Source organism: Alkalimonas sp., from assembly GCF_020831925.1.
Taxonomy (GTDB): Bacteria; Pseudomonadota; Gammaproteobacteria; order Enterobacterales; family Alteromonadaceae; genus Alkalimonas.
This window is the reverse complement of sequence record NZ_JAFIFQ010000031.1, coordinates 1-14,020: the sequence shown is the minus strand read 5'-3', so window position 1 is coordinate 14,020 and position 14,020 is coordinate 1. Positions and strand designations below refer to the sequence as shown.

Below are 14,020 nucleotides of genomic sequence, written 5' to 3'. Positions count from 1 at the left end.
TACGGATGAAAATCACTGCAAAGCTGATGGTTGCTCTGCTGGGGCTGTACAGCCTGAGCCTGATGGCGCAAGCGGATATGCCAGCTGGTGCGCCGGACTGGTTGCAGCAGGTGCATGAGCAGAAGCGGCAGCAGCCTGATGCCATGCTGGCGCTGTTGCAACAGCACGAAGACAGCATACCGTCCCTTCCCCGGCAAGTGCAGCGCAGAGCCTATCAGGAGTTCGCCACCTTATTTGGCATGATGGGACAGCACCAGCAGCAGCTGGCTTATGCCCGTAAAGGGCTGGCACTGGATGATGCCGCTGATACTTTGCGTGTGGAGTTAATGTACAACCTTGGTTTTGCTACCGAGACGCAAAGCAACTATTTGGAAGCACAGCAATATTATCAGCAGGGTATGAAACTGGCTGAGCAGTTGGGCGAAGAGTCGCTGCGCTTAAGGGGCTTGATCAATCAGGCTGCAGCTTTAAGTGGCCAGGAGCACTATCAGGAAGCGTTAGCACTGCTGCAACAGGTCTATCAGCAGGTCGAAACCTTGGACGATTGGGAGCTGGAAGCGGAGGTCAACGCAGAGCTCGGTTTGTTGTATGCCACCATCACCTTTGAAGAGGAAGGGGTGCAGTTTCTTGATAAAGCCTATGCCATGTATAAAGAAAAGGGGTGGCGTAAAAGCAAGATAGCTGTCTTGTACAATCTGGCACGAAGTTACAGCTTTTTGGAGCAATACGAGCAGGCGTTTGCTACCTACCAGCGGATGCTGACGGTCAGTCAGCAGTACGATGATCAATTGAATTTGTACTATGCCTATTTTGGATTAGCGATCAGCAGCCATGAATCGGGTCGTTACAACGCCGCTTTGACCTACATACAAAAAGCCGAAGAATTTAAACATTTGCTGCAATCACCACTAAGCGAGATAGTGCATTACTATGAAAAATCATTAATTTATAGTGGCTTGCAGCAGCACTCTATGGCATTGCAACAGCTCATGCTGGCCAGGCAGTATCTGCAACAACTCAGTGATGGCGAAAGTGATTCCATGCGACTGAATATTGAATTTATGCAGGCACATTTGCAGGCCAGTCTCGGACAATATGAGCAAGCCTATGAGTCGATGCAGGAAGTTTTTTTTCTATTCCAGGAAAGGTTTAATCAGGAAAGCGAACTGGCTCTGAGTAGTTTACGGCTGAGCTTCGCCCAGGAGCGAGAGCAAGCTGAACGCGCCTTGTTGTTGAAAGATAATGAACTGCAGGCCTTGCGTTTGCTGGAAGCTGATCGCAAACGCCTGATCCAGTGGCTGTGGACCGCAGTGTTTGCTATTACCAGTTTGGTGCTGTTTATTCTGCTGCTATGGCAGCGCATGGCTCGCCGTGACACTGCGCCAGACTCTCCCCATGATCAAGAGGAAACTAAGTCGTTATGACCGACACCATCATTACCGCAGACGGTGTAGAGCAGCTGTCGTTACGCCGCTTTACGGAAGAGGCTTACCTCAATTATTCCATGTACGTCATTATGGACCGGGCCCTGCCGCATATTGGGGATGGCTTAAAACCGGTACAGCGTCGCATTGTCTATGCCATGTCTGAACTTGGCTTAAGCCATATTGCCAAGTACAAGAAATCCGCTCGTACCGTCGGTGATGTGCTGGGTAAATTCCATCCGCATGGTGACTCCGCCTGTTACGAAGCCATGGTGTTGATGGCGCAACCGTTTTCGTATCGCTATCCGTTGGTGGATGGTCAGGGTAACTGGGGGGCACCAGACGATCCTAAGTCTTTTGCTGCCATGCGCTATACCGAGTCCCGTTTATCACGCTTTAGTGAGGTTTTGTTATCAGAGCTTGGGGCTGGCACGGTCGATTGGACGCCCAACTTTGATGGCACCCTGGACGAGCCGAAAGTGCTGCCGGCACGTTTGCCACATATTTTATTGAATGGCATCACCGGCATTGCAGTGGGTATGGCAACCGATATTCCACCGCACAATGTGCGGGAAGTGGCGCACGCCTGCGCTTTGCTGTTGGATCAGCCAGACAGCTCTATTGCTGATTTAATGCAGTATATTCAGGGGCCGGATTACCCGACCGATGCCGAGATCATAAGCAGCAAAGACGACATAGTGGCCATGTATCAAAGCGGTCGAGGCAGCATCCGCATGCGTGCCCGCTATCTGCTGGAAGATGGCGATGTGGTGATTACTGCGCTGCCGCATCAGACGTCCGGTGCCAAAATCCTGGAGCAGATCGCAGCCCAGATGCAGGCGAAGAAACTGCCGATGGTGACCGATTTACGCGATGAGTCTGATCATGAAAACCCAACCCGCATTGTGGTGGTTCCGCGTTCGAACCGGGTGGACATCGAGCAGCTGATGCAGCACTTGTTCGCCACCACAGATCTGGAAAGAAGCTACCGGGTCAATCTGAATATGCTGGGGCTGGATAACCGACCCGGTGTGCGCGATTTAAAAGCCATTCTGACAGACTGGCTGGTGTTCCGCCGTGATGTGGTGCGTCGCAGGTTGCAGTACCGACTGGATAAAGTGCTGGACCGCTTGCATGTGCTGGAAGGTTTGCTGATTGCCTTCTTAAACATCGATGAAGTCATTGCTATTATCCGCGAGCACGATAAACCCAAGCCGGTGTTGATGGAACGATTTGGCATCTCGGATCGTCAGGCCGAAGCCGTGCTGGAGTTAAAGTTACGGCACCTGGCCCGGCTGGAAGAAATGAAAATTCGTGGCGAGCAAGACGAGCTGGCCAAAGAGCGTGACAAACTGCAGGGTATCCTGGGCTCCAATGCCAAGCTGACCAAGCTGATCCGGGCAGAGATCCTGGAAGCTGCAGAGAAATACGGCGATGACAGGCGTAGCCCGATCGTAGCCCGAACTGAAGCCAAAGCCCTGTCTGAAAAAGAACTGCTACCGAGTGAGCCTGTCACCGTAGTGCTGTCGGAAAAAGGCTGGGTCCGCTGCGCCAAAGGCCATGATGTTGATGGCACCACATTAAGTTACAAGGCTGGCGATGGCTTTAAATCGGCCGCCAGCGGGAAGAGCAATCAAAATGCGGCCTTTTTAGACAGTTCGGGCCGCAGTTTTTCGGTAGAAGCGCATGAGCTGCCTTCGGCCCGTGGTCAGGGCGAGCCCTTATCGGGTCGCTTTAATCTGGTGGCTGGTGAGGCCTTTGAGCATGTGTTTATGGCCAAAGACGATCAACTGCTACTGTTTGCCTCCGATGCCGGTTATGGCTTTGTCGGTCGCTTTGATGACATGCTGACCCGCAATAAATCTGGTAAGGCTTTGCTCAGCCTGCCGACCGGCAGCAAGGTGCTGCCACCGGTGCCCATTCGTCAGCCGGAAACGGATCTGGTGGTCTGTGTCTCCACCGAAGGACGCATGTTGGTATTCCCGGTACAGGATTTGCCGCAGCTTAGCAAAGGCAAGGGCAATAAGATGCTGTCCATCCCGTCTGCTAAAGCGGCCAGCCGGGAAGAGTATGTCCGCCTGATGACGGTGATACCGGCCGATGGCGGTGTGGTACTCACCGCTGGCAAGCGCAAGCTGAGTTTAAAGGCGGCCGACTTGGAGCATTATCGTGGTGAGCGTGGCCGACGGGGCAATAAGCTACCGCGTGGCTTGCAACGCATTGATCAGATGGAGTTGTTGCCGGGCGCTGCCGCAAGCAGTGATCAAACCAGCCTGTGATGTGCAACCGGCTATACTGTGCGCTTTTTAAAGAATCAGGACATTGCCTGTGATTGCTGTGGTTCGTTTGTTGTTGGTGCTGTGCTTTATTGTACTCAGCACTCTGGTTGGCTTGGTGATCTGCCTCTTCCGGCCTTTTCACGCCAATAATGTGGTGTTGTTCGGTCGCTGGTATGCCTGGTGTGGCCGCATCTTTGGTGTTGAAGTGGAAGTTAGGCGGCATCCGGCGGTGCCTGATGCACATCCCTGCGTCTATGTAGCCAACCATCAGAACAATTACGACCTATTTCTGATGCCGAATGCCTTGTTGCATCGCACCGTCACCATCGGAAAAAAAAGTCTGCGACTGATCCCGTTTTTCGGTCAGTTGTATTGGCTAAGCGGTAATATTCTGCTGGACAGAGACAACCGTAGCCGGGCCGTGGGAACCATGCAGGGCTCCGTGGACCGCATTCGTAAAGAGCAATTGTCGGTCTGGATGTTTCCCGAAGGTACCCGCAGCTACGGCCGGGGTCTGCTGCCTTTTAAAACCGGCGCTTTTCATATTGCCCAGCAAGCCCGGGTGCCGGTGGTACCAGTCTGCATGAGTTCGACAGCGCACATCAAGTTGAATCGCTGGCGCAATGGCAAGGTAATCATTGCCATGCTGGAGCCAGTTGTTGTGACTCCGGAAACCCAAATTCGTCCACTGACCAGGCAAGTGCATCAAATGATGGCCGATAAGCTGGCCGAGCTTGATAGCGAGCTTAGCAGCGACTACACTGCCCAAAGTCTTACTGCGCGGAATTAACCCTATGGAAAACTGGCAAGAATTTACTGAAGAGACCATCGCAGCATTGCTGGAAGACGGCAGCGATCCGGATGCACTTTATACCATTGAGCACCACTTTTACCATGCTGACTTCAAGAAGTTGGAGCAACTGGCGGTCGAGGTGTTTAAGTTAGGGTTTGAAGTGACCGATGCGGAAGAAATTGAACTGGATGATGGCAGTCTGGCCTGGGTGTTTGATGCCATTCGCGAACAGTCGCTGGATGCGGATGCGATCACTGCCGATGCCATCCGACTGGAGAAAGTCGCGGCCGAACATGGCATTGAATACGATGGCTGGGGCACTTACTTCGAAGATGAAGATGGCTTTGATCCGGATGAGGACGACGATTTCTAACGAAGCCACGATACAGCGAAAAAATGCCCGCATCAGCGGGCATTTTTGCATGGTTCCAGGGAAGGCCGTTAGAAACGGTAACGGGCGCCTAACGCATAACGCGGGCCATACTGACGGGCAAACAGGAACTGCTCCTCGTAGCGGCCATAACCGCGCTCGGTGGCGTTGGTGATGTTGATGCCTTCAAAGAATACCGTCAGTTGCGGATTGATGTCGTAATTCACACTCAGATCCCATTGGGTGTACTGGCGAGCGAATTGTGGTGGTGCATCTGAGGATCCTTGCGCCTGACCAACCCCAATCAGATAACTATCCCGCCAGGCGTAGGTCACTTTCACCGACAAGCCATCTTTTTCATAAAACAGTTGAAGGTTGGCAGAGTCGCTCAGGCCACTGAGTGGTGCTTGTTGTTCCAAGCTTTCGGTATCAAACTTGACATCGCCATTGACGAAGGTGGCATTGGCACCAAAGCCAAAGCCAGTGTCACCCAACAGGTGTTGCCAGGCAATCTCGACCCCATCGACCGACTTACTGTCGGTATTCTGCGGTTGGCTGATGCTCCAAACGATCAGCGGATCTTGTGCTGTGGGCTCAATCCGGCCATCGGCATTGCCATGACCATTGGCTAGCATCTGCTCAAAAATGGCAGTGCTGGTGGCCTGCTCGCCACGTGCTTCGATATCGGCCACTGCCTGGTTGTAGCGCGGGCCATTCAAGATATCATGTAAGCCATCAATGGTAATATCGGTGATGGTGGTTTGAATGAAGTTGTCGACGTTTTTACGGAAGTAACCAATGGCCGCATAGCTTCCTTCGGCGTAGTAGTACTCCAAGGTCAGATCCAGGTTGCTGGACTCGAAGGGCTGCAGATTGGTGTTACCCTGTCCGCCACTGCGCGCGCCAGGGCGCGGACTACCGCTTAAACTCCGGCCACCAGCCAGAGCCCCCAAAGGTGCCCGGGAAATGGTTTTACCCCAGGAGAAACGGCCAATCAGATCATCGGTCAGTTCCACCCGCACATCAAACATGGGTAAAAACACATCATGCTTGCCAGTCAGGGTTAAGAAGGTATCTTCGCCCTGCTCGTACTGCATGATCCACTCGGATGCACTTTCCCAGTTCACCTGACGCTCTACCCGTTGGCGTACCGTGCTGGTGACATCGGTTTCTTCATAGCGCAGGCCAGCATTTAATTGCACCGGATAAGAGCCAACATCAAACTCCCAGGCTGATTGCAGATAGATGCTGTTGGTCACTTCTTTGACCGAGCTTTGACTGGTAATGCCATTAAAGTAGGCATCGGGCACAAAGGCATCACTACCCATAACATCGGCGGTTAAAAATGCCATTTGCCGGGCGACCGCTTCATCAAAATCAAAGGTGTAGTAATAGTTGGTCAACATATTGGTGCCACCGCCCTGGAATTGATCCAGGAAGTTACGGGTGCTGTTCAGTGTAAACATGCTGTCCGGGAAGATTTCCCTAAAGCTAGGGTTAAAGCCTGGGCCACCGCGCAGACCACTCCAGGCATTCCAGCCACCAAAGTTTTGCTCGGTGCGGGCAACACCGCCTTTAATTTCCAGCAGCGGCAGATTAAAGCGCGAGTTAAACCAGGTGCCGTCCAGTTGCAGCTGTTTGATCTCCGACTCACCAGGCGAATGAATAAACTGACCGAAGTTGGAGTCGATTTCACCTGGTTGCAGTACATTGGTGCCGTTACGCCATAAAATTTCCATCTGCGGGATATCACCGGTGCGGTAATCGTAGATCTTGGTGATCAGTTGGTCCGAACCAAGGATCACCTGCCCCCAGTTACCGCTGCCTTTATCAGCGCCATTATCGGTTTTGTTGTTGGAGTCGTGATAATCCAGTTGCAGGCGGAAATCATCGTGCAGCTGCCAGTCGGCGTTAAAACCAATGGAGCGGGCTTTTACTTCGGTGGTGCCTTTGCTGGCAGTAAAGGAGCCATCATTGCCACCAATATCGGCAAAAATAGCTGTGCCTCGCTCATCCAGCTCATAGGCATTGATGTTGCCGCCAAACTCATTCCAGATACCCCAACCAATCACTTCCAAACCCGTCAAAGACCGGCTGGCGGTGTAGTCCATGGTCAAGGTCAGATTATCTGTGGGCGCATACTGCAAGGTAAGCTGACCATTGGTGCGCTCACGCTGTAAGTCTTCGATGCTGTAGTTCATGTCTTTTGGGAAGAAATGATTGCCGATTGGGTTACCTTCTGCATCGCGTGGGCGCGCATCGGTGACAAACTGACTATCCAAAGATGGCAAAGGCACATTGGCTTGCCAGCCCTGAATGTTGGCCTGTTGGCGTTGAAAGTCCCGGCGGTGATGAGAAAAGGTGAAGGCGGCACCGAAACGATCATCAAAGAAGGTATTGCTATACACCGCTGCAAATTCCGGGGTGATGTCGTCGCCTTTTTCATTAGAGCTGTCGTACAGCGCCTTCCCCATGATAGCGAACTGTTCACCTGGCCGTTGCAGTGGGCGCGTGGTGACGATATTCACTGTTGCACCTAAGCCACCACTTGGGTTTTCAGCCCGGGCGGTTTTATACACCTCCAGAGCACTGACCCCTTCGGAGGATAAATTCTCCAGATTGTACGAGCGGGTGAAGCCGGAGCCAGGCATTTGCCGGCCATTCAAGGTGATCAGGTTAAACTCAGGGCCAAAACCCCGCACCGTGATCTGGCTGCCTTCGCCATTAGCACGGCTAACCGAGACACCCGTAATACGTTGCAGCGATTCTGCCAGGTTGGTATCCGGGAACTTGCCCATTTCTTCAGCTGAGATGGCGTCCACCACACCAGAGCTTTCCCGTTTGAAATCCATGGAGCGCGCTAAGCTGCCGCGAATGCCTCGTACTTCAATGATCTCAATGGCGTCGGCTTGCGTGGTAGCGTCATTTTCGCCCGCCAGAACTGGCTGGAGGGCTGCTGTGGACAGCACGACAGAGACAGCGGCTGCGATGCGGTTTTTCGAAAAGATTTTTGCTTTCATCATCATTCTACTCTTGTCGGTCTGTTTTAGTTATTGGAGATTTCGACGTTGGCCATGCGATAGACAGCACCATTGCCTTCACCCCAGGCCGGGAATACCATCAGTACGTTGATGGCACTGATATCCAGGCCCGCATCAAACAGGCGCTGCAGCGGGAAGCTGTAGCGTTGCCACTGACCAGCAATAGGTGCATCACCGCCTTCGGTCAAAGGCAACTCGACTTCAGTGGCAGCGCCAACCGATTCAATTTTAAACAGCCAGGGGGCAGCCGGATTGTTCGGCAGCTCGACAATTTTTAAATCGAGGCTCACAGCACCATTCGCCAGCAGTGCGGTGGCATCAAAAGATACGCCTTCATTGGCCAGGAAACCCATTACGGTAGGTTGACTACCAATGACAAACTGAGCGCTCGGGCCTTTTTCAGCGTCCATTTCTACCGTCGGCGTAGAACCACCGCAGCAATCCCAAATACTCCAGTCCGCATTCACAGTATTGCCAAACAACACCAGGTTATTGCCAGCTGCGTTGGGGTTGTAAATCCGCACCTTGTTCATGCGATACACGGCACCTTCACCGGTGCCCCAGGCAGGAAATACCATCACAACATCAATGGCGCTCAGATCAAGACCCGCATCAGACAGTGCTTGCAAGCTGAAGGTATAGGTCTGCCACTCACCAGTGACGGGATTTTGGCCAGCGTTGCCAGAAGCCAGCGGCAGTTCAACCTCTGTACTGGCATTGTCGGATTCAATCTTAAACAGCCAGGTTGCATCCGGGTTGGATGGTGCATTGACTACTTTTAAGTCGAATTGAACCACCCCTTCATGCAGCATCGCAGAGGCATCAAATGGAGTGCCACCACCCAGGGGCGCCCGGCCAATAAAGCCCATCACTGTTGGTGAGGCTCCAATCTGGAACTCTGCAACCAGGCCTTGTTCTTCATCCTGCACCTCAATCGGCGTGCTGCCACCACAGCAGTCCCACATGGGCCAATCCAGGTTTTGCGCGTTGTCGAAAATGACCAGCTCCGGGAAGCTTTGCTCGGCGCCACTAATTTCCACTTGGTCCAGCAGATAAACAGCCCCTGCACCTACCCCCCAGGCAGGGAATACCATCACGACATCAATGGAGCTTACGTCCAAGCCCATATCGGCCAGCATTTGCAGCGGGAAGGTGTAGCTTTGCCATTGGCCTGTTACTGGCATCATGCCTTCGACGCTGGCATCCAGCGGTAGCTCGGCAAAGGTGGTATTTTCATTGCTTTCTACCTTGAACAACCAGGCTGCATCCGGGTTATTAGGCATTGAAACCACTTTCATATCAAAGCGGATAGCGCCTGTTTCCAGAATAGGCGATGCATCAAAGGCGGCCGGACTCCCAGTAAAAGCTGAGCGGCTAATAAAACCATTCACGGTTGGCTCGTTGCCCACCAGGAACTCATACACATTGCCACGTTCGGCATCTTCTTCCAGTTGTGGCGTAGAGCCACCACAGCAATCCCAGGCAGGCCAGCTCGGGTTGGTGGTGCCATTGGCAAAAATGGTCAGGTTTTGCGGGATACCGGTCGATGGCGGTGAGGGGATAGGGGCCATGCCAGTGACAAGCGTATCCTCATCTTTGTAGCCAGCGCGCACCGTGGCGCAACCTTTACCCGTTTTGGGGTTGGAGGCACACTGGTACACCCGCACATAATCGATTTCAAACACCTGGCCATCGGCAAAGACATCGGCATCGATGCCGCCATTATTGACATTCTCTGGCCAGTTGCCACCGACTGCCAGGTTTAGGATCAGGTGAAAGCGTTGATCAAAAGGTGCATTGTTGTACTGGGTTTCCAGTGCACCGGTGATCTGGTTGTAGTATTCGGCAAACCAGCCACGGTGACGTAAACCAACCACTTCACCTCGGCTGTTAAAGCGCAGCTGCGAGGCCATCTGGGTTTGGTACAGATAGCCATCGACGTACCAACGAATTTCGCCTTCTTCCCATTCAATGGCGTAGGTATGAAAACCATCGGCTGGGTTGGCGCCATCGGGCAGGGTGTATGCTTTGCCGGAGTAAACATTGTTTGGCCAGTCGCGGCCATAGTGCAGGGTACCATGCACCCGTGACTCGACGTTGCCTTCTTCATCGGCCACTTTCAGGTTGACGGCTTCCACAATGTCTATTTCGCCGGACTTGGGCCAGCCACCGTACACGGAGTCGGTTGGCATCATCCAGATCGCCGGCCAGCTGCCCTGGCCATAGGGCATTTTGGCCCGCACTTCAATGCGGCCATAACGCCAATCGCCCTGGTTTTTGGTATTCAAGCGGGCAGAGGTGTAAGGCTTGGCTGCGCCTTCTTCCGCCGGTAAGGCAATAATCTTCAGAGTGCCATCAGAAACAAAAGCATTGTTTGGGCTGTCGGTATAGCATTGCTGCTCTTGATTACCGCCGCCCCGGCAATCCACCTCAAAGGTCCACTTACGCAAATCAATGCTGTTTCCTTCAAACTCGTCACTCCATACCAGTTGCCAATCGCTGACTGGCTCGGTGGGATCAACTGCGGTGAAATCGGAATTGGTATTGACGTCCCCGTCACAACCAATCAGGCTGCACACCACAAGGGCGGCTGACAGTTGCTTGAATCTTGTTGTTGTAATCATAACTTGAGTTCCTGGTTTTGTTGCTATACCTGTCATTTAGCAATGGTGATACTAGCCTAAATGTAAGCGCTTACATTTAGGCTAGTGCAATTTATGACCAAGGTCAATGCAATACGGGTTTAAAATTAAAAAATGCCAAGTGGCAAGCTAGCATGTTGTCAAGGGTAGTAGTGGTGACTATTACTTTGCCATCGCTGGGCAGTAGCTTTGCAAAAACGCCTGATGACTCGGCAATTGTGCTACCAACCGCTGATTTTGCAGTTTGATTTGACTAAGAAAATGATTCAGCTCCTGCTCACTCATCAGCTCCACGATCGGGTGATACTGATCTGGCACCATGCCTTGGCCCAGCATCACTTGCGTCCAGGAGTTTTCACCAAACAACTCGTTCGGTACCTTAAACACCCGGCCCGTTTCCTTAAACAAACGAATGCGATGAGCAAGTGACTGCGGAATGGGCATGCTTTGGCAATAGCGCCAAAATGCTGTGTCGCGGCGCGCGGTAACATGGTAGTGCAGAATAATAAAATCGCGAATATTCAGTACTTCATGCTCGGTTTGCTGATTAAACTCATCGACATCCGCCTGGCTGATGCCATTGAGTGGGAACATTTGCAGCAAGCGGACAATACTGCGCTGGATCAGGTGGATACTGGTTGACTCCAGCGGTTCAATAAAACCACTGGCCAAGCCCAGCGCGATACAGTTTTTGTTCCAGTGCTTGCGGCGCATGCCGGTACGGAATTTGATGAGTCGCGGCTCGGTCAGCAAGTCGCCACTCAGATTGGCCAGCAACAAGGCTTTTGCTTCATCATCTGAGCAATGCTTACTGCAATACACCAAGCCATTACCGACCCGATGTTGCAAGGGTATTTGCCACTGCCAACCGGCCCCATGGGCAATCGAACGGGTGTAGGGCACTGGCTCACGCGTGGCACTGGTTTGCACCGCAATCGCCGAGTCGCAAGGTAGCCAATGGCTCCAGTCATCAAAACCGGTGTGCAGGGTTTGTTCAATCAGCAGGGCGCGAAAACCGGTGCAGTCAATAAACAGGTCGCCAGCAATGCGCTGACCGTTAGTCATCTGTAAGGCGGTAATAGTGCCGCTTTGCTCACAGGTTTCAACCTTGGCAATTTTACCTTCAATGCGGGTTGCGCCATGTTGTTCTGCCATGGCGCGCAAAAATTTAGCGTACAAACCGGCATCGAAGTGAAAGGCATAATTTAATGACCGATTCGGCAAATGGGCAAACTTAGCAGCCTTTGCCGCCAATAACTCTGGGCAATAATCACCGTAGTCACTGGCGAGCCCGACTTGCTGGCCTTTTAACCAGAAATGCTGAAAGCCCGCTGCCCAGCAATCCTGGCCAGTGGTACCGAAGGAGTGAATGTAGTCCTGGCCCTGATCGCGCCAGTTCTCAAATTGAATGCCCAATTTAAAGGTAGCCTGGGTGGCGGCCATAAACTCAGCTTCGTTAATGCCCAGCAGCTTATGCAGGGTTAAAAGCGGCGGAATGGTCGCCTCACCCACGCCTACGGTAGCGATATCGTCACTTTCGACCAAACAAATTTGTAAATGCTTACCCATAAGTTTGGCAAAGGCGGCGGCCGCCATCCAGCCAGCGGTTCCACCACCGGCAATCACCACGCGTTTGATTGCTTGCGACTGCATTTGGACCTCGTTGTTATCTATTGAGTTATCTATTGAGTTTATTTAACAGTTCAGCACGTACCTGCCGGGCCAAAGGCTCCGTCAACAGGCCTTGCAAACCGCGTAAGTGTTCAGGTATGTGCCCGGCATTTCCGTGACCAAACACATAATGCTCAAAGTGTGCGCGCCATGCTGCTTTTTGCTCTTCCGGCAGAGCGTTGATACTCAGCATCGCCAGTTGTAACGCCAGTTGCGGGCTAGGAAGATAGCTGGGGCTGTCTCGCCACCAAAAGTTCATCAGCACATTGAGCGGGCTAAGCGCCTCAACGTGATGCCACCACATGCTAGGAATGATCAACGCATCCCCAGGCTCCAGTTCTACCACCTGCGCATGCGTCATGGCTTCGGCAAATTTTGGAAATTGCGCAAAATCTGGCTTGGTGAAATCCACCAGGCTTATCGCTCGGCCTGCGGGAGAAGCATCCATTGGGCCAATGTACAAGTTTGCTAATTGTTCGGGCGGAAATAAGGTAAAGCGACGACGCCCGGTTACCACCACCGCCAAGTTTTGTGGCAGGTCAGCGTGCGCCGCAACGCGGCTTTGATTGCCAATCCACAAGCTGGGTAGTGGATTATCAGCCTGCTGAGCTAATGCTGGGACATGTTGCTGTTGCAACCACTGTGGAAACCAACGTGGGACAAAGGTAGCCCCGACATACCAGTGGGCACCGTCATCTGGCGAAGCCAGCAGTTGGTCAAGCTTGGCGTGCACCGGTTGAAAGTTAAAACCGCTGAAATCCGCATTGTAAAATACCCGGCCGCTACTCTGGGCATCACTGATATAAGCGGTTAGGGGCTCACCACTGTAATGGCTTAGTAAATAATCACGAATGGCAGTCTCACCTTGTTTCGCTGCGCAGACAGCCGGCCAGTGCGCCGCAAAATCAGGCAAGTGCAGCGGCTTCGTGCTATTGAGCATGGCAGTGCTGATGCTATCCGCGGTTACGCCGGACTGCGTGGCTACCGGTTGCGCCGCAGACCACATCTTAGTTCATGTCCAGCAGTTGATTTTTAAAACCAATCAACCGCGCAAATTGTGATTGCGAGGCCAGCATCATGTAAATCGCGTCTAAGTAACCCGCCTGCTGCAACTGCGTCAATTGCTCGCCACTGAGCTTAGCTAAGTTTGGCTCATTGATGGTATAAAAACCATGCAAACTGTGCTGTTGGCCATTGTTCAGGGTGACATCGAGTACGAAAGACTCAATCAACTCCAGTGCCAGTAGCTGCTCACTGAACTGCTTGGCGTCGGTAATGCCATGGTGCAAGGTTTCCAATTGCTCAGCCACTTGCTGTAAGTAGGGACTGTGACCACCAAATTCCAAAAACAAAGCCTCCCCAGTGGTGCGGTTCACTTTCGGGTGCGCCGTGTCAATGTGGATCACGCGCTCACCATGCTGTAAGCCGATGGTAAAAGGCTCGCGGGCGATGTCTAATGGTATGTAGCCAGCTTGCCACCGTTGTTGTTGCACAAACAGGTTTTCACCTGCCTGAAACCCCAACAGCAACACAGGCATAAACTGCCCGGTGTTGCCGTCTTTGTAAAACAGAATGGGGTAATAGGCTTGCGCAGCACGAAACTCAGCTGGGAAACTTAAACAAAACATTTGTTTGTCACCTAGTTCCGGGCTGCGTTCAGTGCGGATCTTCACGTCAAGATGGTCAACGTTATTGAGTAATTCGATAGTAGCCATCGGCTCCCCTTTAAATTTTTTGTAAGCCGTGAGCTTTGATTTGGTTCAGTAACTCGCGATTACTGACCAAGCCCGCTCTGAGCTG

At 52.5% G+C, this 14,020-nt stretch carries 9 protein-coding genes; 4 read left to right on the top strand and 5 right to left on the bottom strand.

Annotation, left to right across the window (positions count from 1 at the left end; translation table 11 throughout):
* Window positions 1–5: 5 nt before the first annotated feature.
* Genes JJU14_RS10750 through rraB form a run of 4 tightly spaced genes read left to right on the top strand, consistent with a single transcriptional unit; the run spans window position 6 to window position 4,869 of the window.
* Window positions 6–1,424, top strand: a complete 1,419-nt coding sequence (locus JJU14_RS10750; protein WP_228613381.1) for a tetratricopeptide repeat protein — start codon at window positions 6–8, stop codon at window positions 1,422–1,424.
* Window positions 1,421–3,703, top strand: a complete 2,283-nt coding sequence (parC, locus tag JJU14_RS10745; RefSeq protein WP_228613379.1) for a DNA topoisomerase IV subunit A — start codon at window positions 1,421–1,423, stop codon at window positions 3,701–3,703. Before JJU14_RS10750 ends, parC begins: the two co-directional genes overlap by 4 nt.
* A gap of 49 nt (window positions 3,704–3,752) precedes the next feature.
* Window positions 3,753–4,493: a 1-acylglycerol-3-phosphate O-acyltransferase gene (locus JJU14_RS10740; protein WP_228613377.1), complete on the top strand. Its 741-nt coding sequence runs from the start codon at window positions 3,753–3,755 to the stop codon at window positions 4,491–4,493.
* Between the two features lie 4 nt (window positions 4,494–4,497).
* The gene (rraB, locus tag JJU14_RS10735; RefSeq protein WP_228613375.1) at window positions 4,498–4,869 is read left to right on the top strand and encodes a ribonuclease E inhibitor RraB; all 372 of its coding nucleotides are present in this window, start codon (window positions 4,498–4,500) and stop codon (window positions 4,867–4,869) included.
* 68 nt (window positions 4,870–4,937) lie between these two features.
* On the opposite strand, the gene JJU14_RS10730 is transcribed toward rraB, so the two are convergent.
* From JJU14_RS10730 to JJU14_RS10710, 5 genes are all read right to left on the bottom strand, one after another.
* A complete protein-coding gene (locus JJU14_RS10730; protein ID WP_228613442.1) occupies window positions 4,938–7,886 on the bottom strand; it encodes a TonB-dependent receptor in 2,949 nt (982 codons plus the stop codon).
* A gap of 26 nt (window positions 7,887–7,912) precedes the next feature.
* Complete coding sequence (locus tag JJU14_RS10725; protein ID WP_228613373.1) at window positions 7,913–10,531, bottom strand: glycoside hydrolase family 16 protein; 2,619 nt, start codon at window positions 10,529–10,531, stop codon at window positions 7,913–7,915.
* Between the two features lie 180 nt (window positions 10,532–10,711).
* A complete protein-coding gene (locus JJU14_RS10720; RefSeq protein WP_228613371.1) occupies window positions 10,712–12,202 on the bottom strand; it encodes a tryptophan halogenase family protein in 1,491 nt (496 codons plus the stop codon).
* A 25-nt stretch (window positions 12,203–12,227) separates the two neighbouring features.
* Window positions 12,228–13,226 carry a cupin-like domain-containing protein gene (locus tag JJU14_RS10715; protein ID WP_228613369.1) on the bottom strand — a complete coding sequence of 333 codons (999 nt, stop codon included), beginning with the start codon at window positions 13,224–13,226 and terminating at the stop codon, window positions 12,228–12,230.
* Window position 13,227: 1 nt separating this feature from the next.
* On the bottom strand, window positions 13,228–13,935 hold the full coding sequence (locus JJU14_RS10710; protein WP_228613367.1) for a SapC family protein: 708 nt from the start codon (window positions 13,933–13,935) through the stop codon (window positions 13,228–13,230).
* Window positions 13,936–14,020 lie beyond the last annotated feature (85 nt).

Bases quoted from the DNA above. Each gene is read 5' to 3' on its own strand.
- JJU14_RS10720 (WP_228613371.1), bottom strand. From the start codon at position 12,202: ATGCAGTCGCAAGCAATCAAACGCGTGGTGATTGCCGGTGGTGGAACC.
- JJU14_RS10715 (WP_228613369.1), bottom strand. From the start codon at position 13,226: ATGTGGTCTGCGGCGCAACCGGTAGCCACGCAGTCCGGCGTAACCGCG.
- JJU14_RS10725 (WP_228613373.1), bottom strand. From the start codon at position 10,531: ATGATTACAACAACAAGATTCAAGCAACTGTCAGCCGCCCTTGTGGTG.
- JJU14_RS10750 (WP_228613381.1), top strand. From the start codon at position 6: ATGAAAATCACTGCAAAGCTGATGGTTGCTCTGCTGGGGCTGTACAGC.
- JJU14_RS10730 (WP_228613442.1), bottom strand. From the start codon at position 7,886: ATGAAAGCAAAAATCTTTTCGAAAAACCGCATCGCAGCCGCTGTCTCT.
- rraB (WP_228613375.1), top strand. From the start codon at position 4,498: ATGGAAAACTGGCAAGAATTTACTGAAGAGACCATCGCAGCATTGCTG.
- JJU14_RS10710 (WP_228613367.1), bottom strand. From the start codon at position 13,935: ATGGCTACTATCGAATTACTCAATAACGTTGACCATCTTGACGTGAAG.
- parC (WP_228613379.1), top strand. From the start codon at position 1,421: ATGACCGACACCATCATTACCGCAGACGGTGTAGAGCAGCTGTCGTTA.